15 protein-coding genes and 1 pseudogene are annotated in these 20,243 nt (G+C 69.0%); 5 read left to right on the forward strand and 11 right to left on the reverse strand.

The features are described 5' to 3' along the window. Positions 1 to 2: 2 nt before the first annotated feature. The 5 genes from ACP4J3_RS23450 to ACP4J3_RS23470 form a co-directional block, all read right to left on the reverse strand. On the reverse strand, positions 3 to 1,319 hold the full coding sequence (locus tag ACP4J3_RS23450) for an RICIN domain-containing protein (RefSeq protein ID WP_426537506.1): 1,317 nt from the start codon (positions 1,317 to 1,319) through the stop codon (positions 3 to 5). Positions 1,320 to 1,352: 33 nt separating this feature from the next. Further along, entirely contained in the window at positions 1,353 to 3,278 is a 1,926-nt protein-coding gene (locus ACP4J3_RS23455) for a glycosyl hydrolase 53 family protein (protein WP_426537508.1), read from the reverse strand. A 95-nt stretch (positions 3,279 to 3,373) separates the two neighbouring features. Next, positions 3,374 to 5,590, reverse strand: coding sequence for a family 43 glycosylhydrolase (locus tag ACP4J3_RS23460; RefSeq protein ID WP_426537510.1), 2,217 nt, complete (start codon positions 5,588 to 5,590; stop codon positions 3,374 to 3,376). Positions 5,591 to 5,594: 4 nt separating this feature from the next. Continuing rightward, positions 5,595 to 7,034 carry a right-handed parallel beta-helix repeat-containing protein gene (locus ACP4J3_RS23465; RefSeq protein ID WP_426537512.1) on the reverse strand — a complete coding sequence of 480 codons (1,440 nt, stop codon included), beginning with the start codon at positions 7,032 to 7,034 and terminating at the stop codon, positions 5,595 to 5,597. Between the two features lie 446 nt (positions 7,035 to 7,480). Continuing rightward, entirely contained in the window at positions 7,481 to 8,659 is a 1,179-nt protein-coding gene (locus tag ACP4J3_RS23470) for a hypothetical protein (protein ID WP_426537514.1), read from the reverse strand. A gap of 109 nt (positions 8,660 to 8,768) precedes the next feature. Here ACP4J3_RS23470 and ACP4J3_RS23475 point away from each other — a divergent pair, with 109 nt between their 5' ends. The 3 genes from ACP4J3_RS23475 (at position 8,769) to ACP4J3_RS23485 (ending at position 12,354) form a co-directional block, all read left to right on the forward strand. Further along, the gene (locus tag ACP4J3_RS23475) at positions 8,769 to 9,356 is read left to right on the forward strand and encodes a TetR/AcrR family transcriptional regulator (RefSeq protein WP_095755887.1); all 588 of its coding nucleotides are present in this window, start codon (positions 8,769 to 8,771) and stop codon (positions 9,354 to 9,356) included. Between the two features lie 116 nt (positions 9,357 to 9,472). Continuing rightward, positions 9,473 to 10,948, forward strand: a complete 1,476-nt coding sequence (locus tag ACP4J3_RS23480) for a glycoside hydrolase (protein ID WP_426537516.1) — start codon at positions 9,473 to 9,475, stop codon at positions 10,946 to 10,948. Positions 10,949 to 10,965: 17 nt separating this feature from the next. After that, a complete protein-coding gene (locus tag ACP4J3_RS23485; protein ID WP_426537669.1) occupies positions 10,966 to 12,354 on the forward strand; it encodes a BNR repeat-containing protein in 1,389 nt (462 codons plus the stop codon). 38 nt (positions 12,355 to 12,392) lie between these two features. Here the strand turns inward: ACP4J3_RS23485 and ACP4J3_RS23490 are convergent, their stop codons facing one another. Continuing rightward, positions 12,393 to 13,607 carry a substrate-binding domain-containing protein gene (locus ACP4J3_RS23490; protein WP_426537518.1) on the reverse strand — a complete coding sequence of 405 codons (1,215 nt, stop codon included), beginning with the start codon at positions 13,605 to 13,607 and terminating at the stop codon, positions 12,393 to 12,395. Positions 13,608 to 13,912: 305 nt separating this feature from the next. On the opposite strand from ACP4J3_RS23490, the pseudogene ACP4J3_RS23495 reads away from it, so the two are divergent. Next, a pseudogene (locus ACP4J3_RS23495) lies at positions 13,913 to 14,101 on the forward strand (transposase); the annotation flags it as partial. A 133-nt stretch (positions 14,102 to 14,234) separates the two neighbouring features. On the opposite strand, the gene ACP4J3_RS23500 reads toward ACP4J3_RS23495, so the two are convergent. After that, on the reverse strand, positions 14,235 to 14,861 hold the full coding sequence (locus tag ACP4J3_RS23500; protein ID WP_426537671.1) for a dihydrofolate reductase family protein: 627 nt from the start codon (positions 14,859 to 14,861) through the stop codon (positions 14,235 to 14,237). 139 nt (positions 14,862 to 15,000) lie between these two features. On the opposite strand from ACP4J3_RS23500, the gene ACP4J3_RS23505 reads away from it, so the two are divergent. After that, a complete protein-coding gene (locus ACP4J3_RS23505; RefSeq protein WP_426537520.1) occupies positions 15,001 to 15,768 on the forward strand; it encodes a 3-oxoacyl-ACP reductase family protein in 768 nt (255 codons plus the stop codon). Between the two features lie 23 nt (positions 15,769 to 15,791). On the opposite strand, the gene ACP4J3_RS23510 is transcribed toward ACP4J3_RS23505, so the two are convergent. The 4 genes from ACP4J3_RS23510 to allB form a co-directional block, all read right to left on the reverse strand. Next, positions 15,792 to 16,580 (reverse strand): hypothetical protein, encoded by a 789-nt coding sequence (locus tag ACP4J3_RS23510; protein WP_426537522.1) that lies wholly within the window; start codon positions 16,578 to 16,580, stop codon positions 15,792 to 15,794. Positions 16,581 to 16,594: 14 nt separating this feature from the next. After that, positions 16,595 to 17,602 (reverse strand): DUF6236 family protein, encoded by a 1,008-nt coding sequence (locus ACP4J3_RS23515; RefSeq protein WP_426537524.1) that lies wholly within the window; start codon positions 17,600 to 17,602, stop codon positions 16,595 to 16,597. Between the two features lie 81 nt (positions 17,603 to 17,683). Continuing rightward, positions 17,684 to 18,817: an allantoicase gene (alc, locus tag ACP4J3_RS23520; protein WP_426537526.1), complete on the reverse strand. Its 1,134-nt coding sequence runs from the start codon at positions 18,815 to 18,817 to the stop codon at positions 17,684 to 17,686. 37 nt (positions 18,818 to 18,854) lie between these two features. Next, positions 18,855 to 20,195, reverse strand: coding sequence for an allantoinase AllB (gene allB / locus ACP4J3_RS23525; RefSeq protein WP_426537528.1), 1,341 nt, complete (start codon positions 20,193 to 20,195; stop codon positions 18,855 to 18,857). Between the last annotated feature and the right edge of the window lie 48 nt (positions 20,196 to 20,243).

A 20,243-nucleotide genomic window follows, 5' to 3' on the forward strand; every position in this document is an offset into this window, starting at 1 on the left:
CGTCAGACGCGGCGACGGGCGAAGCGCTGGTTGGCGTTGCCGGAGTAGGTGTACTGGGTGATGCGAGCGCTGTTGGCGGTGGAGTACTCCCAGACGTCCATGGCCAGGCCGGACTCCCGGTTGACGAGACTGATCACGTCACCGCCGTGGTCGACGACGCGCCACTGCTGGCCGGTGGCGCCGGAGTCGGTCTGCTGAACGATGTCCGCGCCGGTCGTGGTGCCCGCGGGCTGGAGGAACAGGCCACTGTGCCGGGCCTTGACGCGGACGTGGCCGTCGCCGACGTCCACGAACTCGAACTGCTGGTTGGGGCGGCTGTTGGCGGTGTACTGGACGAGCCGGGCGCCGGCGGCGGTGGAGGCCTCGTAGATGTCGGCGGCCTTGCCGCTGTGCTGGGCCACCAGGCTGTAGACGGCCGGGCCCCCGGGGGTGTCGCCGCCCAGCTGGGCTTCCCACCTGGTGTTGGATCCGGCCGCGTCGGCCGGGAGGCGGTCCCGTGCGGCGGTGTCGTCGTACATCGTCCAGCGGGCCCAGTCGACGACGGTCCTGGGGAAGCGCTGGTCGCTCCAGAAGCTGGTGTGGCTGCCGCCGACGAAGGTGAGGAACGCCTTGGGCCAGGTGATCTCCGAGTACGCCTGCCGGGCCGAGGAGTACTGCGTGGTGGAGTCCCGGTCGCCGTGCACGAACAGGACCTTGGCCGTGACCGAGCTGGACGGGTTGCCCATGTCCACGCAGGATTGGGGGTTGGCGGAGATGATCCTGCTGTCCGGCCAGGAGGTCAGCAGGCCGTGGGTGACCATGCCGCCCAGGGAGTGGCCCGAGACGCCGACGCCTATGCCGGTATTGATGTGCCCGGCCAGCGGTCCGCTCGCGTTGAGCGCGAGGGTGTTGGTGAGGACCTGCGAGACGTCCTTGGAGGTGTTGCCGTTGTTGACGTCGCTGAAGTTGTGGTTGAAGTGCGGGGCGGGGACGATGAAGCCCGCGGAGGCGAGGGCTCGGATGATGAACAGGGAGTTCTGCGGGCTGCTTCCGTAGCCGTGGGTGAAGTTGTAGACGGGGAAGACACCGTCGGCGGCCGGGGCGTTCGTGACCGGGCTGCCGCCGGGGGTGCCGGTGGCGGGGTAGTAGACGTAAGTGGTGCACCGGCGGCTGCCGCGGGTCCAGTCGTAGCGGCGCACGCCGACCGCGAACGGAGTGGTCGGCGCCGTGTCCAACGGTCCGACGGCGGCCGGTGCCTGTCCTGCGCCGAGCAGGGACAGGCCCACGCCCGCCGCTCCGGCCGCGCTCATGCTGAGGAATGTCCGTCGTTGCATGGTCATGGATGGCTCCTTGGGTACGGGGAGAGGGGGCGCTCAAGACCTGTTCGCCGCTTTGGGGACGACGTCGACGACCGCCGTGACCGGTCCCTTGCCGGTCATCCCGGTGACCGTCACCTCACCCGGCTTGTCGGTCGCGCCGGGCGGCAGCGGCTTCCAGCGGACGGGGACGCCGGTGATCGTGTCGTTGGCGGTGGTGAGCATGCGGATGGAGGAGGGCAGCTTCGGGGCGGCACCCACCGTGGTGGCGGTGTAGACGGTGTCCTGGAGGATGTGCTTGGCACGGCTGGCGTTGAAGACGTTGATGGACGCGTGCGGCTCCCATGTATTCGGCAGTTCCGGCACGGCCCGGAACATCGGCTGGAAGCCGGCCGGCTCCCACACCAGCACTCCTGAACCGCGGTTGTCGACCACGTCGTTGGCGGCCTGGAAGACCCGCTGGATGGCATCCGCCTGTCCCTGAATCGTGCGCGGGTACGGTGAGCCGGGGACCGGCGAGCCGTCGCCGCCCGAGGCGGGGTAGGCGGTTTCGGCGACGTCGACTTCGTAGTCGGGGTAGGTGGTGGCGATGGTGTTGAGGTTGTGATCCAGCGCCTCGGGCGTGCCATGCCACTCCGGGTAGTACGAGATGGCCAGCACGTCAGGGTTCTGGCCTTTTGCCTTCACCCGGGTGAGGAACTGGTCCCAGAACTCCATGGTTTTGGCGAGCCCGTCGTTGTCCTTTCCGACGATCACGTGGATCTCGACCTTGGACTTCGGTGACGCGTCACGGACGGCCTTGATCCCGGACGCGGCCAGGGTGGTGAAGCGGTCCCACGACTCGTCGTAGAGCTTCCGCTCCGCCGGGTCGGTTGACTTCCAGTACTTCCAGAGCAGGCCACCGCCGGGTTTCGACTGGTAGATATCGGCCTGGTCGACGAAATACGGCGGATTCGTGGTTCCGATGCGGGCCGCCTCGCTGCCGTACATGAATCCGTTGATGATCTCGTTGCCGACGGCCACTTTCTCCGGTGTGGTGCCCTGCTTGATCAGCCGGTCCAGGTAGTCGGCGGTGTAGTCGTACACGGCCTTGGACAGGTCCGCGAACTCCAGCTCGGCCCAGCGGCGTGGTTTTGGCTGCTTGCTCGGGTCGGCCCATGAGTCCGCGTAGTGGAAGTCGATGCCCAGGCCCATGTCCCGCTGCTTGATCCACTTGGCTGAGGTCAGTGAGCGCTCCGGACCCTGGCGCGGTATCGGCGTCGGTTGACCGGTGCTCTCGCTGCGCGGCTCGTTGAAGATCCGCAGCCGGGCGTACTGCATGCCACGGTCCTTGGCCACGTCGAGCAGGTGTGGGCCGGCGCCGCGGTCCTCGGTCAGGGGATTGACCCAGTACTGCCGGTCCTGGACGTCGTCCACCCAGGACAGATCGGCACCGAGGGTGAGGTTGTCGCGCAGGTAGTTGAAGACCTGGAGCTCGCTGACCCCGGCCCGGGCACTCCCCTGCCCACCGGTGAACATCAGCCGGACGAAGCGCGTTCCCGGCCGGGTGAACAGGTGCACTTCCCCGCGCGCCACGGCTCGGTTACGGGACCGGTCGGCGATGGTCTTCCACCGGCGGCCGTCGGATGAAGCCTCGACCACGTACGGGTAGGCCACGCCACGGTCCGGGAAGATGACCTTGACCTTGCGCAGGTTGTCGTACCCGCCCCCGAGGTCGACAGTGAGCCATTCCCGGGCGCCGGCGCGATCGGGGTGCCAGGACGTCGTCGGGTCGCCGTCGATGGCCAGCCCGGCCTGTGACGAGCCGCTGCCGGCCGTCGCCGAGGCCCAGGCCTTGGCGGCGATATTGCTTTCGATCGGCTTGATGTCCGCGCTTCCGTAGATCGCATTCGCCGGCGTGGGCGCCATGAGTAACGTCGCGGACGCCACGGTGACCAACGTCGTCGTGCCTGCGATGACGCGGGCCGGACGCTTGCTGCTCATTCCTTCTCCTGACCATGTGCCGGTGTCGTGGTCCGAGGCAGGCGGTGCCGCACGCTCTGCCGGTCGGAGAGGAGACCGGCAGAGCGTGCAGCGGGTCAGGCAGCCGGGGCAGCGACATCGAGGCAGTCGATGTTGGGTAGTCCGGCTGCCGTGGTCGGATCCAGCCGGATGGTGTTGCTGCCGGCTTTCAGCGAGACGGTTGCGGTCTTGGTCGACCAGTTCGACCACGCGCCGGTGGTCTCGAAGGAAACGGGTCCCACCGTGGTGCCGTTGACGACGAGGTTCGCCGGCCTCGCCCCGGCACTGGCGGCGTTGGCGAACCGGATCCCCACCGTCGCCGTGCGGGCGGTCTCCGAGTTCACGGTGAACTGCGCGTACGAGCCCGCGGCATTGGCGCCGTTGCAGAACCCGCTGCCGGAGAAGCCGGAGTGATCCGAGTCGATCGTGCCCTGGCACTCCGCCGGGGCGGTCTCCACCTCGTAGCGGACCCCCGGCGGCGGTGGTGTGTCGCCGGAGGTCTTGACGAGTGAGAGCTGGTCGACGATGACGCCGCCGGAACCGGACGCCCGCACGGTGACGGTGGCGGCCCCGCTGGGCAGCTCGATGCCGGTGAGCTCGCGCTTGGCCCAGCCGCTCGACGACGGGATGCTGAGGGTGCGTTGGCTGCCGTTGGCGCCGGTGATCACGACCTGTCCGGCGCTGCCCCGGGCGTGCAGGGACAGGGTGTAGGTGCCCGCGGGCACCGACTCTCTCCGCTGCTCGACGCCGCCGCTGTTGCTTATCTGGAGGGCGAAGCGAGAGCCGTTCACACCACCGTTGACGTTGGTCACCGAACCGCCGAGGTTCCGCCATCCCCGCACGCTGGAGACGATGATGCGGTCGGCCTGGATGTCCGGGTTGAGGATGTAGTTGTTCGCCGGCCCGACACGCCACTCTCCGGTCGTGACGTTGAACTGCCACTGGCTCACCGAGTGGAACTGCGGCCTCGCGCCGGTCTTGGTGATCGGCACCCACTGGTTGTATCCGATGCCGTTCCAGGCGAAGTCGGCCCAGCGGTCGCCGGCGTAGATCACCGTGTTCTGCTTGGTGCCCTTGACCGTCACGAAGAACCCGGTCTGAGTCACGTGGCTGTAGTCCATCTCGGTGCCGGCCAGGACGAACTCGCTGCTGTAGGAGCCCTGGACGTTGCTGCTGGTCGACTCATTGACGTAGTTGACCGAGGTGTTCCAGCCGTGCAGGTCGGATGCCGCGTGGTAGTACTTGCCGTCGAGCTTGAACATGGCGTTGCCCTCGCGACCGGCGCCGCGGCGGATCTCCACGCCTGGCTCGATCCGCAGCGAGTCGGACTCCCGGAACTTGGCCACGAATCCGCGTGAACGTCCTTCGCGGTTGGAGAAGATCAGGTAGTCCTTGCCGTCGTCGTCGGTGAAGACGGTCTGGTCCCCGGTGCCGGTCGTGGGCGAGTTGGTGATCTGCGTCTGGAAGTAGCCGAAGTCGAAGGTGTCGGTCGGCGAGTCGCCCTGCAGCAGCAGAACGCCGTGCCCGCCTCTGCCCGGGTGCCACATCTGCGTGGCGAGCACGTATTTGCCGGTGTTCTCGTTGTACGAGACGCCGAGCCGCCCGACCCAGCCCGCACCACCCATGGTGGCGCCGCTGCCGACGCCGGTGGAGCGCGTCGCGACGCGGTTCTCGAACTTCCAGTTCACCAGGTCCTTGGACGAGTACACGGGGATCGACACGAAGCTGACGTCGCCGTCGTACTTCCTCGTCGGATTGGCCCGGTAGAGTTCGGCGCCCCGGTAGTGGACGCCGTACCAGTAGTAGGTGTCGCCGAACTTGAAGACGCCGCCGCCCTGCGAATAGATCGGGTTGCCGTCGGTGTCGTTCCAGAAGGTGTTGTTCGTGATGGTCTGGAACGTGCCTTCGTCAGCGGCCTTCAGATCGCCGGCGGCGGTCATCAGGGCTGTCTTCGCGTCGGCGACTTCCGGCTTGGCGGCAGATGTGTCGTCGGCTACCGCGGCCGCGGTCCGCAACGCCTTGGCGAAGGGTTTCCAGGAGCGGGCCGTGTACTTCGACGGAGTCCGGGTCTGGTACTCGGACACGATGTGTTTCAGATCGCGCTCCTTCGCCGGTGCGGCAGCGGCACGCCGGTCCTGGACCTCCTTTTCCGGCGCCTGCGCCGTCAGTTTTTCCTTTACCGGTGCCTCCGCCGCAGCGGTACTCGCCGACACCGGGGCCGCCAGCGCCATGGATAACACCGCGGCGGCGGCCCACTTCCAGTACTTCGAGACAGCACGCGATCTGTGCTTCAAGATGTCACCTTCCATCATTCTCAAAGGCGCCGAGATCCGGCGCACTTCCGCTGAAGGGCAGTCCCACATTGGTGCCCCTGTCGATCAGGGCGCTGTTCGCTGCGAGCCGGAGGTGGGGCAGCAGCGACAGGCTTCCGTCGGTCTGGCGGGGCGCGTCCCAGCCGGACGTCGACACGCTCTGGAACTGGGAGTCCGACAAGGGGATGCCGAGATTCCAGGTGTTGTACGCGGCGTTCGTGCCGTCCATGTACGACGTCAGCGTTCCGGTGTAGGCGATGTTGTTGCGCAGATCGCCCCGGCCGACGGCGGCGCCGCTCGAGTTGACTCCCCTCATGTTGAAGTTGGGGTGGTTTCCGTAGCCGGTGTTGTTGAAGAAGTCGTTGGCCACCGGGTGGTGGTTGGCGTAGAAGCCGGCCGCCTTGTTGAGGAATGCCACCGAGAAGCGGACGGTGTGCTTCGGCGCGTTCGCCTGGTAGTCGCCCCCGTAGCCGCCGGACTTGAAGCCGGCTCCGTTGCCGGAGGGCGTCGTCGTCCCCGGCACGTATCCATTGCGCCAGGCCCACGAGTTCTCGATGGTCACGGGCGAGTAGGTGGAGATGAGGTCGAACCCGTCATCGGCGTTCCACCACGCGCGGCATCCCCGGAACACATTTGCGGCCCGGCCGGCCGGCGTGTAATGCGCACCGAATCCGTCGGCGTTCTCGCCGGGCCCGTCATTGCTGCGCAGATCGTAGTTGTCGTGCGAGTCCGAGTTGAGGACGAGGTTGCCTGCCCCGCCGTTGATGAACAGGCCGGTTCCCATGTGGTGGTGGGTATTGATCTGTTCGAAGACGCCGTTGCTGCCGGAGACCCAGATTCCCCAGGACTCGGCATTCCGGGTGTTGTTCTGCGGTACGCCGGTGACGTCCAGTCCTTTGAGATGGATCCAGTTTCCGGTGACGGAGAAGCCCTTGATACGGCAGTTGTCCGTCATGCGCGAGAAGTCGAAGACCGGTTTCTCGCCCGGATAGGCCCAGTACCGGATCGGGTTGCCGGAGCTGCCGCTCTTGTTCAGGGTGATCGCGTCGACTCTGGCGGTCTGGCTCGAACAGGCACTGTTGGCGCGGGTATAGGCGTAGGTGCCGCCCCGGAAGTAGACCGTGTCACCCGCCGTGGCAACAGCCTGCGCACGGGCGATCGACCGCCACGGAGCGGCCTGCGTACCCGCTGCGCTGTCACTCCCGTTCGGAGCGACGTAGTAGGTGTTCCCGGCCGCCGCATCACTCGCGGACGTCGAGCTGGGAACCATCGTGATGGAGCCGGCCGTGACCGCCGAGACCAGGAGGGCACGGGTGACGAACTTCGTGGTTCCCACAGCGTGTTGCCCGACCGCCGTCGAGATCTTGATGGAACGTTTCATAGATCCTCCCGTGCAGGGACAGGGCAGGTGATCACCGTCGGTCATGATTTCGTCGGCACGGCCCAGCCCGCCGGCGTGGTGAGGGGCGATCTTCGCCGCGGAGTGCGGCGCCGACCGGGAGAGTGATGGGAGTGCTCGGGCAGTGGCGCCGTTGTCCAAGGCGTGTTGAAACGTTTACTACTGCCGGTGACGTGATCGTGTCAAGCGCTACGGTCGTCTTCATTGTCGACCCAGGTGATGATCGCGCGGCGCTCCGGTCCCAAGTTCCAGCGACCACGCAAACGCTTTAACCCATGCTCCTCGGTGGCGATCGGGGACGCGCTGAGCCTTTGCCCGCTTCCGTGCGACTGCGACCGCGAGGCCGCGGACTCCAACGCACTCAGCAGCCACCGCTATAAACGATTCAGTGGCGCAGCCCGGGGGCAACCCGCCCGTACACGAGCCGGCAAGGCCGTCCCGACGGCCGCCGTCGGCCGTCGGGACGAACCAACTCACCCGCGGAGGTCCATCAGGAGGATGCCGTCGCCCTCGCCCTCCGCGCCGCCCTCGATTTTCAGACCGAAGGCCATGCGCGTGCCGTCGGGCGATACGACCGGATTGTTGGCCCCGAAGCCCTTGTAGTGGTTGAACGTGGTCATCCGCTCGAGCGTCCCGGAGCCGTCCAGCGAAAGGCGCCAGATGTCGACCATGCCGGGGAACAGGACGAAGGCGAGGTCTCGCTCGACCATCATGTAGCGGCCGGCCGGGTCAGTGCCTTCGGCTTCCTCGTAGAACAGCGAGGTCGGCGCGTAATCATTGACGGCGCCGGTGTCGAGGTTGACGCCCATGGCCTGTCCGCCCTTGTGGAAGTAGGCGGAGAAGATCAGTTCGTCGTCCGGGTCGGCGTCGCCATCGGGCAGGGATCGGAAGTCCTGAGCCTCGACGGCGGGTGTGGCCAGGGAGACATCGCGCTTGTCGAGGGCAACCCGCCGACCGGCGATCTCTGGCATGCCGTTGCGGTAGACGATCCGGCCCGTCAGAATCTTCGACTTGCCGAACAGGGCGTCGACGATCACGTCCGGGCTGGTGAAGTCAATGGTCGACTGGTTCCATGCGATGCGGGTGGAACCAGGTTGCTTGGACACCGCGACGCCCTCCCAGCAACTCTCGCCGAGACGGACCGGGGCACGTGTGCCCAAAGGCCGCTGGAGCACCCACAGTTCGCCGCGGAAGCGGTCGCCCTCGGGGTCGTCGGCGCTGCGCTCATCCACCGCGCACATGACGATGTCGCCGTTGCTCAGGTGGTGCGCCCGTAGCACTCCCCCCTGGAGCGCAGACGTCTTGGTCAGATTGCGGCTCGCGCCGGTCGCCAGGTCGTACTCCCAGAGGTCACCGATCGGAGCGTCGAGGAAGGCGAGGCGCTTGCCATCGGGAGACCAGTCGGCCCGTTGCGGTGCGCCGTCGTTCGGCAGCTGGATGTCCAGCAGCCGGATGTGGTCGGGCAGGTGGTCGACCGGTGAGCCGTCGAGGGTGCCCTTGTTCGGATCGAAGTCCAGCAGCGGCTGCCGGACTGCGGCAGCGGCCGAGGACGTGTTCTTGTCCGTGGCCCCGACCGGCTGTGCGTGCACCTGAATCAGCAGGCACGCCAGGGTGATTGATCCCGCGAGTATGCGTAAGTGACGGGTAGTCATATTCGGCAGCTTGGCAGTCCGACGATGCCGATGCAAGAATCTTCTTGCATCGCACGAAGAGCCCAGGCCCCGGCCCGAGGGCGGTCCTCTTGTCCTTACAATCGCACCTATGCCAGTGCCTACGCGGACGAGGATCCTTGACGCGGCGTGGGATCTGTTCCTGCGGGAGGGATTCGCCGGGACGACGGTGACGCAGATCGAGGCGTCGGCGGGCCTGTCGGCCGGGAGCGGCAGCTTCTATCGGCACTTCCGGTCCAAGGGGGAGGTGCTCCAGGCGGTCGTCGACCGCGAGGTCGACCGCGCCAACGCCGAGCGGCAGACCGGCCCCGAGCCCGAGGAGACCGGAGGCGACGTGCGGGCCGCGCTCGCGGTCGAGTTCGAGCGCCGGCTCGGCAATCTGCGGCGGCTCCACCCGCTCATGGAGCTCGTCGCACGCGAGCGCGACCACCTCGGAGCCTCGGTCGACCATCTCGACGAGCTCTTGGTCGCCCGTAACGTCAGCATCCGTTCGCAGCGGCTGGCCGGCTTGATGGCAGCCGGGGCGATCCCGGCGCGTGACGCGGAGGCCCTCGCGGCGGTCATTACCTTCGCGCTCACCGGCTACCACCTGTCGGTCCGATTCTTCGGGCACCAGCCCGCCGGGGTCGGCGAGGAAGCCCTGATCACCACGCTGGTCGACCTTGTCGCAGGCGCTTAGCACGCGCCTTGCCTTCGTCGGTCGTTTCCGTTCGAGTTTGATTGTTTGAGTTCGTCTCCTGGACCGGGGCCACGCCATGCATTGAAGTGTCCTCATCACCTCACGAGGAGAGCGCCATGGACGTACCGGCAAGAATCAACCGCCGGACCCTGCTCACCGCCGCCGGCGGAACGCTCGTGGCCGGAGCCCTCGGCACGGGCGTGGCGCGGGCCGACGCTACCGTGGGCATCAGTCCCGCCGCCGACCAGGGCGCCTGGGAAGGCTGGGGCACCTCCCTGGCATGGTGGGCCAATGTGTTCGGCGACCGGGATGACTTCGCCGACCTGTTCTTCTCCACCAAGACGGTGAGCTACAACGGCGCCTCGCTGCCCGGCCTCGGCATGAACATCGTCCGCTACAACCTCGGCGCGTGCAGTTGGAACGACGTCGGCGGCGAGCGCATGGTCGTGTCGCCCAACATCCCGCGGTTCAAGCAGATCGAGGGTTTCTGGCAGGACTGGCGCAACGAGGATCCGGCATCCTCGGCGTGGAACTGGAGCGCCGACGCCAAGCAGCGCGCGATGCTGGTCAAGGCGACCCAGCGAGGCGCGATGAGCGAGCTGTTCGCCAACTCGCCGATGTGGTGGATGTGCAACAACCACAACCCGTCCGGCGCGGCCGACGGCGGCAACAACCTCCAGTCGTGGAATCACCGCCAGCACGCACTGCACCTGGCCGCCACCGCCCGCCGCGCCCGTGACCAGTGGGGCGTGAACTTCCGGACGGTGGAGCCGTTCAACGAGCCGTCGTCGAACTGGTGGAAGGCCGACGGCAAGCAGGAGGGCTGCCACATCGACGCGACGACGCAGCGCAGCGTCATCGCCCACCTGCGCACCGAGCTGGACCGGCTGGGCCTGGACGGGGTGGCGGTCGCGGCATCCGACGAGACGAGCTACGACCTCGCCCGCACCACCTGGAACAGCTTCGACTCGGCCACCAAGGGCCGGGTGCGCCAGGTCAACGTGCACGGCTACCAGGGCCTCAGCGGCCGCCGTGACCTGCTGGGCAACGACGTACGCGCGTCGGGCAAGATCCTGTGGAACTCCGAGCACGGTGACAACAACGGCACCGGCATGATGACGGCCCGCTGCCTGCTGATGGACTTCCGCTGGCTCAAGCCGACGGCCTGGTGCTACTGGCAGGTGATGGACCCGACGGCCGGCTGGGGCGCGATCCGCTACGACGGCAGCTCGGGGCAGGCCGGGGCCGTGGAGACGAAGCTGTACGTCCTGGCGCAGTTCACCCGGCACATCCGGCCCGGTATGCGGATCATCAACACGGGCGTGAATTACGCGGTGGCGGCGCACGACCCGGCCGCGCAGCGCCTGGTGATCGTTGCCGCGAACAACGGTGCCGCGCAGACCCTGACCTTCAATCTCTCGGCGTTCGGTACGGTGCCGAACGGCACGGCCACCCGCTGGTCGACGCTGACCTCGGGATCCGGTGACCGGTACACCCGGCGCCAGGACCTCACGGTGAGCGGCAAGCTCGTACGCGTTCCGTTCGCGGCCGGCGCCGTACAGACGATCCAGGTGGACGGGGTGGTCCGGTGAAGAGCGTAGTGGCGGCGATGGTGCTCGCCGCCTCCGTGCTCCAGCCTCAACTGCAGCCCCAGCCGACCGTCGCACAGGCGGGGCCGAGTGTGACCTTTCTGGCGGATACCGTGCTGGACCAGTCCGCGCTGTACTTCGTGTCGTACGACGGGCTGGTCAACAACAACGCGTTCCAGGACGCGCTGGTCACCTACAACGGGTACCAGTACGCGGCCTGGTACACCTCCAGCCGCAACGCCGTGATCGCGCGGCGTGCGCTGAGCGGGGGCGGCTGGGAGAAGGCCGTGCTGCCGCACCAGCTGAGCGTCAACGATTCGCACAACGTGATCTCGATCGGCATCTCGCCACAGGACGGCACCCTGCACGTCGCGATGGACACCCACAACACCCGGCTGTACTACACGAAGTCGGTGGCGGGGCTCGCCACCCAGCCCGGCTCACACCAGTGGTCGCCGTCGGTGTTCGGCACGGTGCAGCGGACTCTTGGGGGCGTCGAGCTGGGGAACATGACGTACCCGCGGTTCGTCGTGACGCCCGAGGGCGCGCTGCAGTTCAGCTACCGGACCGGCGGGTCGGGCAACGGCGTGAACGAGCTGGCCGAGTACACGGGCGGCAGCTGGCGGAAGCTGGGCGGGTGGTCGTCCGCGACCGGGAACTACACCGGGCCCAACGGTGTAGTCTCCACGACGCGAAACATGTACCTGCACGGTCTCACCTACGACCGGCGCGGGCGGCTGCACGCGGCGTTCACCTGGCGCGAGGGCAACACCAGGGTGCTGTGCAGCCCCGGCGGTCTGAGCAACCACGACACCGGTTACGTCTACAGCGACGACCGGGGCCGGACCTGGCGCAATGGCGCGGGCATGGTCGTCGGGACCACCGGCGGCACCCGGATCTCGGTCAACTCGCCGGGCCTGATCGCCGACCCCCTGGACCCGAACCACGGCCTGATGAACCAGGAGGGCCAAGGCGCGGACTCCGCCGGCACACCCCACGTCGTGATCAGCTACGTGCCGGGCAGGTTCACCCAGTGCGTCTCGAACTACGCACAGCAGCGCACCCAGTACGGCCGCACCTTCCACGTCGTGCGCAACGCGAACGGCACCTGGACCAAACGCGAGGTCCCGGTCCCACCGGGCAGCACGCAGCGCACAAAACTGGTCTTCGACCGCAACGACAACGCCTACCTGGTGATGCCGCGCGGCCGGATCGTCTCGGCGAGCAAGGCCGAAGGCTGGAAGGACTGGACCCTGGTCTTCGACCGGCCGTCGATGAACGCGTTCGGCGAGGTCAACGTCGACACGTCCAGAGTGGCGGTGGACGGCGTCCTGTCGTTCCAGTACCAGCAGCGCTCGACCGGCACCACACCGTCGCCGATCCGGGTGGTCGACGTTCGCCTCGGCTGATCGTCAGCCGCGAGTCGATGAGCTCCGTCCCGCCGGAATCAACGCTGTCCTGGCAGCGAGCGGCGCGGCGCCGACCGCTTCGCGTTGCCGGGCAGCGGGTTCGGCGAGCCCGGCAGCGACGAGGCCCGGATCATCAGCTCCGGGAGGATAAGGGCCCGTTCGACGGGCCGACGGCTGCCCTCGAGGAGGCGTGCCACCAGCATCTCCACGGCCATACGGCCCACCAGCGCCTTCGGCGGCCGCACCGCCGTGATGGCCGGATCGGCGAGGTGGGCGACCTCGTCGTCGTAGCTGACGAGCGCCATGTCGTCGGGAACGCGGATCCCTCGCTCCGTCAGGTACTGGAGCAGCGAGATGGCATCGGGATCGCTGTGGACGATGAGTGCGGTGGTGCTCGAGCGGCGGCAGCCATCGAGGATGTCGCTGATGATCCCGCGGTGCCCGGGCATGCTGAGCGCGATGCTCTCACGTATCAGGAAGTCGTCGGGGAGGCCGAGCTCGCCGCAGACGCGGTGCCAGCCGACGGCGAGGTGAGCCGACGTGGGGCTGCCCTTGGACAGGATGAGCCCGAGGTTGCGGTGGCCGAGCGCATGCAGGTGCCGGACCGCCATCTCCAGGCCGAGCGCGTGGTCGCTGCGCACCCATTCCAGCTGGTGCGGCGTCGGGGTCCACTCGGGTGTCTTGCGCTCCACGAAGACGACGGGGATGGGCAACTTGCTGATCCAGTCGATCATTTCGTTCGTCTCGCGCGGGTCGGGGCCGTCCAGGTTCGGCGCCAGCAGCAACCCCTGCACCTGGCCCGATTCAGTCAGCCGGACGATTTGCCTGCGGTCCTCCGCCCGGTCGTAACTGGAGCCGCGCAGCTGCATGTTCACACCGTGCGCGGCCGCGGCGTTACGGGCGCCGCTGACGATCTGCGGCCAGTAGAAATCCAGCGAGGGGACCACCATCCCGAGCGTGAACGCGGGCGTCTCGAGCCGTCGTCGGCGCACCGGCTCCCGCTCCAGCGCCGACGGCAGCGTGGCCCCGCCGTGCACCCGGGTCAGCAGACCGCGATCGGCGAGGGCGGCGATGTCCCGCCGGATGGTCAGCTCGCTGACCGACAGCTCCCGGGCGAGAGCGCGTACGCGAACGGCCCCGTGCAACCGAAGCTGGTCCATCAGCCTCTCCCGGCGCTGCAGAGCGAACATTTGCTGCGTTCCGATGGACCTCATGGGTCGTCCCCTCCCGTTCGGTACGGAGCTGGGTGCCATGTTCGAGTCTGGTCGGATTATGTCGTATGTGTTCGAGCTCTGGTGGCTGCGTATGGGCGACCACTATCTCTGGCTCAGCGTCATCTGGCTGGAACTCTCAGAAGCCGTATCTCAACCGATCATGGAACGTGCGAGTCGAACAGGTTTCTCGCTGGGGTGATCTTCTGGCGGTCAACGCATGAGGGCAGGGCCCCTTGGTAGCTCGGAGGTGCGAACCGAACCGAGCCGCTGTTCTCAACTCGGGCTCTCGATCGTGTGATTGCCTCGCGCACGTGTACGGAAACGCGGCCGATCATCCCGATCGGATGCGGCGGTATCCGTCGGACATGACGGACGCGGAGTGGGCGGCCATCCGGCCGTTGCTGCCGGTGCCGGCCTGGCTCCAGGGGCGGGGCGGGCAGCCGGAGGGCTACTGCCACCGCCAGATGTTGGACGCAATCCGGTATCTGGTCGCGGGCGGGATCTCCCGGCGGGCGATGCCCGCGGACTTCCCTGACTAGTGGCATGTCAATGTCAAGACGAGAGAATTTCCCTTCACGTCCTATGAGTTTTCGGGAAGCTAACGTGCGCTCCGGCGTTCTCACGCGATCTCCACGAGGTCGTACGAGAACGCCGTGAGCTGGGCGGTCAGGCGTTCTCGGGGAGTTCGAACGTGCCGTAATCGGGGCGGCCGGCCACGTCGTACGAGTTGATGGCGACGCCCTTGCTCGTGATGCTGCCGCCGGTGTGCTCGAAGGCGGTGGGCGCGATGCCCTCCGTGAACAGGCGGTGGCCGGTGCCCAGCACGACCGGGAAGGTCAGCAGGTGGAGGGTGTCGACGAGGCCGAGGTCCAGCAGGGACCTGACCAGGGCGCCACTGCCGTGGATCTGGAGCTCGCCGTCGGTGCGCTCCTTGAGGGCGGTGACCTCCTTGCCGAGGTCGCCGCTGATCACGCCGGTGCCGGCCCACTCGGGGGCGGTCAGCGTCGAGGAGGCGACGAACTTCGGCAGACCGTTGAGTTTGGCCGCGACCGGGTCGTCGGGATCGGTCACCTTCGGCCAGTACGAGGCGAAGATGTCGTACGTACGGCGTCCCAGGAGGAAGGCGGCGGGGCGGGCGAAGACCTCGCTGATGAACTGGCCGAAGTCGTCGTCGACGAGCGGGAAGACCCAGCCGCCGTGCTCGAAGCCGCCGCGGGTGTCCTCCTCCCGGCCGCCGGGCGCCTGGTAGACGCCGTCGAGGGTGACGAAGAGGGTGGAGACGAGCTTGCCCATGAGGGGTGCCTCTCTGCTTTCTGCGGTGGGGTCTGCTGTCATCAGCTCAGACCCCATCGGCACCCGCAACTCATCGCTCGGCCGGCTAGGTGTCCGTTCGCCGCCAGCGCTTGTGTGCGTGCGGCGCTGGGATGGACGCATGACAACCACTTACGAACCCACGACAGACACGCACGCAACCCTGCACGGCAAGGTCGCGCTCGTCACCGGCGGCAGCCGCGGCATCGGCGCGGCCACGGCCGTGCGGCTCGCCCGGGAGGGCGCGGACGTCGCCCTGACGTACGTGCACGGCAAGGAGGCGGCCGAGGAGGTCGTGCGGGCCGTTCGGGCGCTGGGGCGGCGGGCCGTGGCGCTGCGGGCGGACGCCGGTGACGCGGACGAGGCGCAGGGTGCGGTGGGGCGTACGGCGGAGGCGCTCGGCGGCTTGGACGTGCTGGTGAACAACGCCGGCGTCGGCGTGCTGGGCCCGCTGGACGGAATCACGCTCGCGGACGTGGACCGGATCCTCGCGGTGAACGTCCGGGGCGTCTTTCTGGCCTCGCGGGCGGCGGCCGCCCGCATGGACGCCGGCGGCCGGATCATCACGATCGGCAGCTGCATGGTCCAGCGTGTGCCGGGTCCGGGCGGGACGCTCTACGCGACCAGCAAGGCGGCCCTGATCGGCCTGACCAAGGCGTTGGCCCGTGAGCTGGGACCGCGCGGGATCACGGCGAACATCGTGCACCCCGGGCCCGTCGACACGGACATGAACCCGGCGGACGGCCCGTACGCGCCCGGCCAGGCGCAGATGACCGCGCTGGGCCGCTTCGGCACGGCGGACGAGGTGGCGTCGACGGTGGCGTATCTGGCCGCGGCGGAGTACGTCACGGGCGCGGAGTTCGCGGTGGACGGCGGGCACGCGGCGTAGCGCCGGCAGGGCGCGGCCGGCACCTAGGGCTCTGCCCCTTCCCCCGCCGCCCTCTCCGCCTGGAGCTCCCTCTGCCGCGCGTCGTCCGCCGCCGTCGCCGTCGCGTGGGCGTCGGCGAAGCCGCGCAGGACGGCGAGCAGTTCGTCGCGCGCGGCCAGGCCCTCGGCGCCGGGGCGGGACAGGGCCCCGCGCAGGGCGTCCTGAAGGGTGTCCCGGACGTGGGGCCAGGGGCCGGCGACGGGCTGCGACATGCCCAGGTACCGGGCGAGGGTGCCCAGCACACGCACGGTTTCCTCGTCGAGTTCCTTGGTCCAGGGGCCGAGCGCCGACACGGTGTAGTGGAGGGTGTTCGCGGTGGCGGCGGGGAGTGTCACCGTCACCGTGCCGACGGCGTCCAGGGCCTCGATCAGCACGGAGGCGTCGGTCTGGTCGGGTCGCAGATAGCCGGCCCGCAAGGCGTCCAGGGCCCGTCGTATCTCCCCCGCCTCCGCCAGGGGCAGCACCACGGCGACGTCCCGTGGCGGTCCGGGCCACTCGGTGTCCTCGTCCCACGGGCGCGTTCCTCCGTAGCGGTGCGCGCTCCAGCCCACGACGTCGAACTCGTCGCCCTCGCGAGGAGCGTGACGGGGCGCCGCTCCCGTGCGGGTGTAGCCGTTCTCGGCGAGGATCCGGTCGATCTCGTGCCAGGTCGGGGCCGCGGGCCCGGCGGAGAGGCGGAGTGCGTGCCGCCTCTGTGCGTAGGTGATCCGGACGCTCCAGGGGTGGCCCGCCTCCAGCCTTGCGCTGCCGGGGTGCTTCGTCGCCAGTGCCATCGTGCCGTCCTCCCTCAGACCAGTCCGCTCTGCACCCGGTGCAGATAGCTGAAGTCGTGGTCCGCGCGGGCCCTGACCAGGGGGCGGATCTCCCGGGTGGCCACGTTCAGGGCGTAGCCGCCGACCGTGCCGAGCAGCCAGCCCAGGTCCGGCAGCAGCAGGGCGCCGCCGGCCGCGGCGGCGAGCGCGACCGACACCGTGACGGAACGGTGCACCCAGGCCATCCGGCTGCCGCGACGCGCCGCGCGGTAGTCCTCCATCGCCTCCGCGAGTTCCCCGCGCAGTTGGGCGAAGACGTCCGCGGGGTGCTCGTAGTCGCGGCGCAGATCGCCCAGCATGCGGTGCAGGGCGCGCATGAGCCGGCGGCGTTCGTCGGCGTACCTCTCGCGGAAGGCGAGGACGTCCTCGGTCGCGGTGTCCGGCGCCGGGACGGGCAGCAGCCGGCCGAGCTCCATCTCCCAGGCCAGCGAGCGGGTCGGGTACACCGGGCGCAGGCTGTGGCGGTACGCCTCCGCGCTGTCCGTGTACGGGAAGAGGGCGAGGTCCGTGGTGGCGGCGAGCTCGCGGGCCAGCACGCCGACGACCAGGCTCTGGACCTCCTTGGCGACGGAGAGCTCCGCTCGCAGACGCCGGGGCACGAGCCTGGCGGCCAGCCCCAGCTCCAGCAGCAGCTGTTCGAGGCCGTAGGTGATCTTCGACGTGTAGAGGACCGCTTCGGGCGGCGAGGTGGGCCGGGGCGGATCCGGGCGGGCCGCGAGCCTCCGGAGCTCACGCTCCAGGACGGACCAGTTCTGGCCGGCGCGGGGCCCGGTACCGTGCAGGACGTCGAGCGACTCGGGGGTGAAGGCGAGCGGCCGGTACAGCGCACGCTCTTCCAGCCGCCTCAGTTCGGCACCGACGAGTGCGTCGTGCACCCGTGGGTCACGGGGCACGACCGAGGCGAGACCGTCCCAGTAGAGCAGGGCCTGGTGGACGACCTCGGTGGGCGGTCGCACCGTCGGGTAGTACAGCAGCACGCCCATCGCGTCCCCCTGGCGTCTCTACGGCAACCAGGTCAACGATAGCGGGGCGCACCGGAGTTGGAGATCCGGTGCGCCCCGACGTCAGCCGCCCAGCTCCTGATGGCGCGCCGCCAGGCCCGCCGCGCCCTGCTCCGTCAGCGAGCCGTGCAGGCGCAGGCGGGAGATGCCGCCGTCCGGGAAGATGTCCACGCGCGCGTGCGTGCCGACCGCCGGGGTCGGCAGGACGAAGCGGTGGTTGGTGTCGGGCTGGAGCCGGGTGCGCGGGAGGATTTCCGTCCAGGCTGCGGTCTCGTCGCTGTCGCCACTCTCGCCGTCCCTCACCGACACCGACGCCCAGCCCGCGCTGTTGCCCTTCAGGTACGCCGTGTCGATCTCGATCGCGCGGATCTGGGACTGCGCCACCAGCCGGTAGCTGATCCAGTCGTTGCCCTGGTCGCGGCGCCGACGGGTCTCCCAGCCGTCGTCCATCTTGCGGGAGCGGCCCGGCTGGATGGTGTTGGTGGCGGGCGAGTAGAAGAGGTTGGAGGCGTCCTCGACCCGGCCGCCGTTCTCCAGGGCGACCACGTCGAAGGTGCCCAGCACCGACAGCCACTCGGGGTCGGGGACGACCTCGCCGTACACGCGCAGCCGGGCGATGCCGCCGTCGGGGTGCTGGTTGACGCGCAGGTGCGTGAAGCGCTGCTCGGCCAGGACGGCGAAACCGTTCGCCGCGTGGCCGCCGACCGGGGTGCGCGGGACGAGGGTCGTCCACTTCACGTCGTCGCCGAGCAGTTCCTCGGGGGACGGGGAGCCCGGTACCGACGCGCCCTGCACCGACACCGCCTGCGGGTAGTTGCCGCGGAAGTGCGCCGTGTCGACGACGATCCCGCGGATCACCCCGGGCGCGCCGAGCCGCACCAGCGCCCAGTCGTGGTCCTCGGTCGTCGGCCACGGGTGCTCGGCGGAGGCGCCGCGCCGCCGCCGGGTCTCCCAGCCGTCCATGATCTTGCCCTTGTGCCCGAAGTGCTCGGGGTCGAACTCGGCCCGCTCGGGCACCAGCAAGTTCTCGCGCTGGGCGAAGAACTCGTCGTTGGCGGCGATGACTCCGGCGCCCAGCCTGCGGTCGGCGAGGTTGGCGTACTGAGTGAAGGGGAAGTCGGCGGTGCGGTAGTCCGCGTACGGGTCGCCGCCTCCGTAGGGGTTCGCGTCGCCGGTGAAGCCGGGTATCGCCGTCACGGTGATCAGGTCTGCCTTTCGAGTCGGTGGGTGGGATTCAGGAGGTACGGGTCAGGAGTCGCCCCTTCGGGTCGGTGAACTCGCCGTCCGCGACGATGCGTTCGCCGCGCAGCCAGGTGGACCTGACGACGCCGTACAGGGTCTTGCCCGCGTACGCCGTCACGCGGTTGCGGTGCTGGAGGGCGGCCGGGTCGACGGTGAAGGTCTCGTCGGGCGCGAGGACGGCGAAGTCGGCGTCGCGGCCCGCCTCGATGGCGCCCTTGCGGTCGTCGAGGCCCACCAGCTCCGCCGTCCGCGCGGACATCCAGCGGACCACGTCCTCCAGGCCGTGCCCGCGCCTGCGAGCCTCGGTCCACACCGCCGCCAGGCTCAACTGCAGCCCGGAGATGCCGCCCCACGCGGTGGCGAAGTCGTCGGTCTTCAGGTCGGCCGTGGAGGGCGAGTGGTCGGTGACCACGCAGTCGATGGTGCCGTCGGCCAGCGCCTGCCACAGCAGGTCCTGGTTGGCCGACTCGCGGATCGGCGGGCAGCACTTGAACTCGCTGGCGCCGTCCGGGACTTCCTCGGCGGTCAGGGTGAGGTAGTGCGGGCAGGTCTCGACGGTGATCCGTACGCCGTCCCGCTTGGCCTCGGCGATCAGCGGCAGCGCGTCGGACGACGACAGGTGCAGCACGTGCACGCGCGCGTGGAGGCGTTTCGCCTGGGCGATCAGCTGGGCGATCGCCGTGTCCTCCGCGTCGCGCGGGCGCGAGGCCAGGAAGTCGGCGTACCGGGGGCCGCCCTGCTGCGGGGCGGCGTCGAGGTGGTGCGGGTCCTCGGCGTGCACGATCAGCAGGCCGCCGAAGGAGGTGATCTCGGCCAGGGACTGGGCGAGCCGCTCCTGGTCGAGGTGCGGGAACTCGTCCACGCCGGACGGCGACAGGAAGGCCTTGAAGCCGAAGACGCCGGCCTCGTGCAGCGGGCGCAGGTCCTTGACGTTGTCGGGCAGGGCGCCGCCCCAGAAGCCGACGTCGATGTGCGCCTTGTCGGCGGCGACGTCCCTCTTGGTACGGAGGTTGTCGACCGTCGTGGTCGGCGGGAGGGAGTTGAGCGGCATGTCGACGAGGGTGGTGATGCCGCCGGCCGCTGCGGCGCGCGTGGCAGTCCAGAAGCCCTCCCACTCGGTGCGGCCTGGGTCGTTGACGTGCACGTGCGTGTCGACAAGGCCGGGCAGCAGGACGTCGTCGCCGAGGTCCTCCAGCCGGGCTCCGGAGGGGACTTGGGCGTCGTACCCGAGTACGGCCGTGATCTTTCCGTCGGCGACCGCGACCGACGCGGCGCGCGTTCCCTCGGGTGTGATGACGCGCGTCGAGCGCAGCACCAGTTCAGCGTCGGACACCCGGACCCCTCTCTGCCGCCGTTAACTTCCGCGTAACGGAATTCAACT

The organism is Streptomyces sp. UG1 (genome assembly GCF_049974585.1).
Taxonomy (GTDB): domain Bacteria; phylum Actinomycetota; class Actinomycetes; order Streptomycetales; family Streptomycetaceae; genus Streptomyces.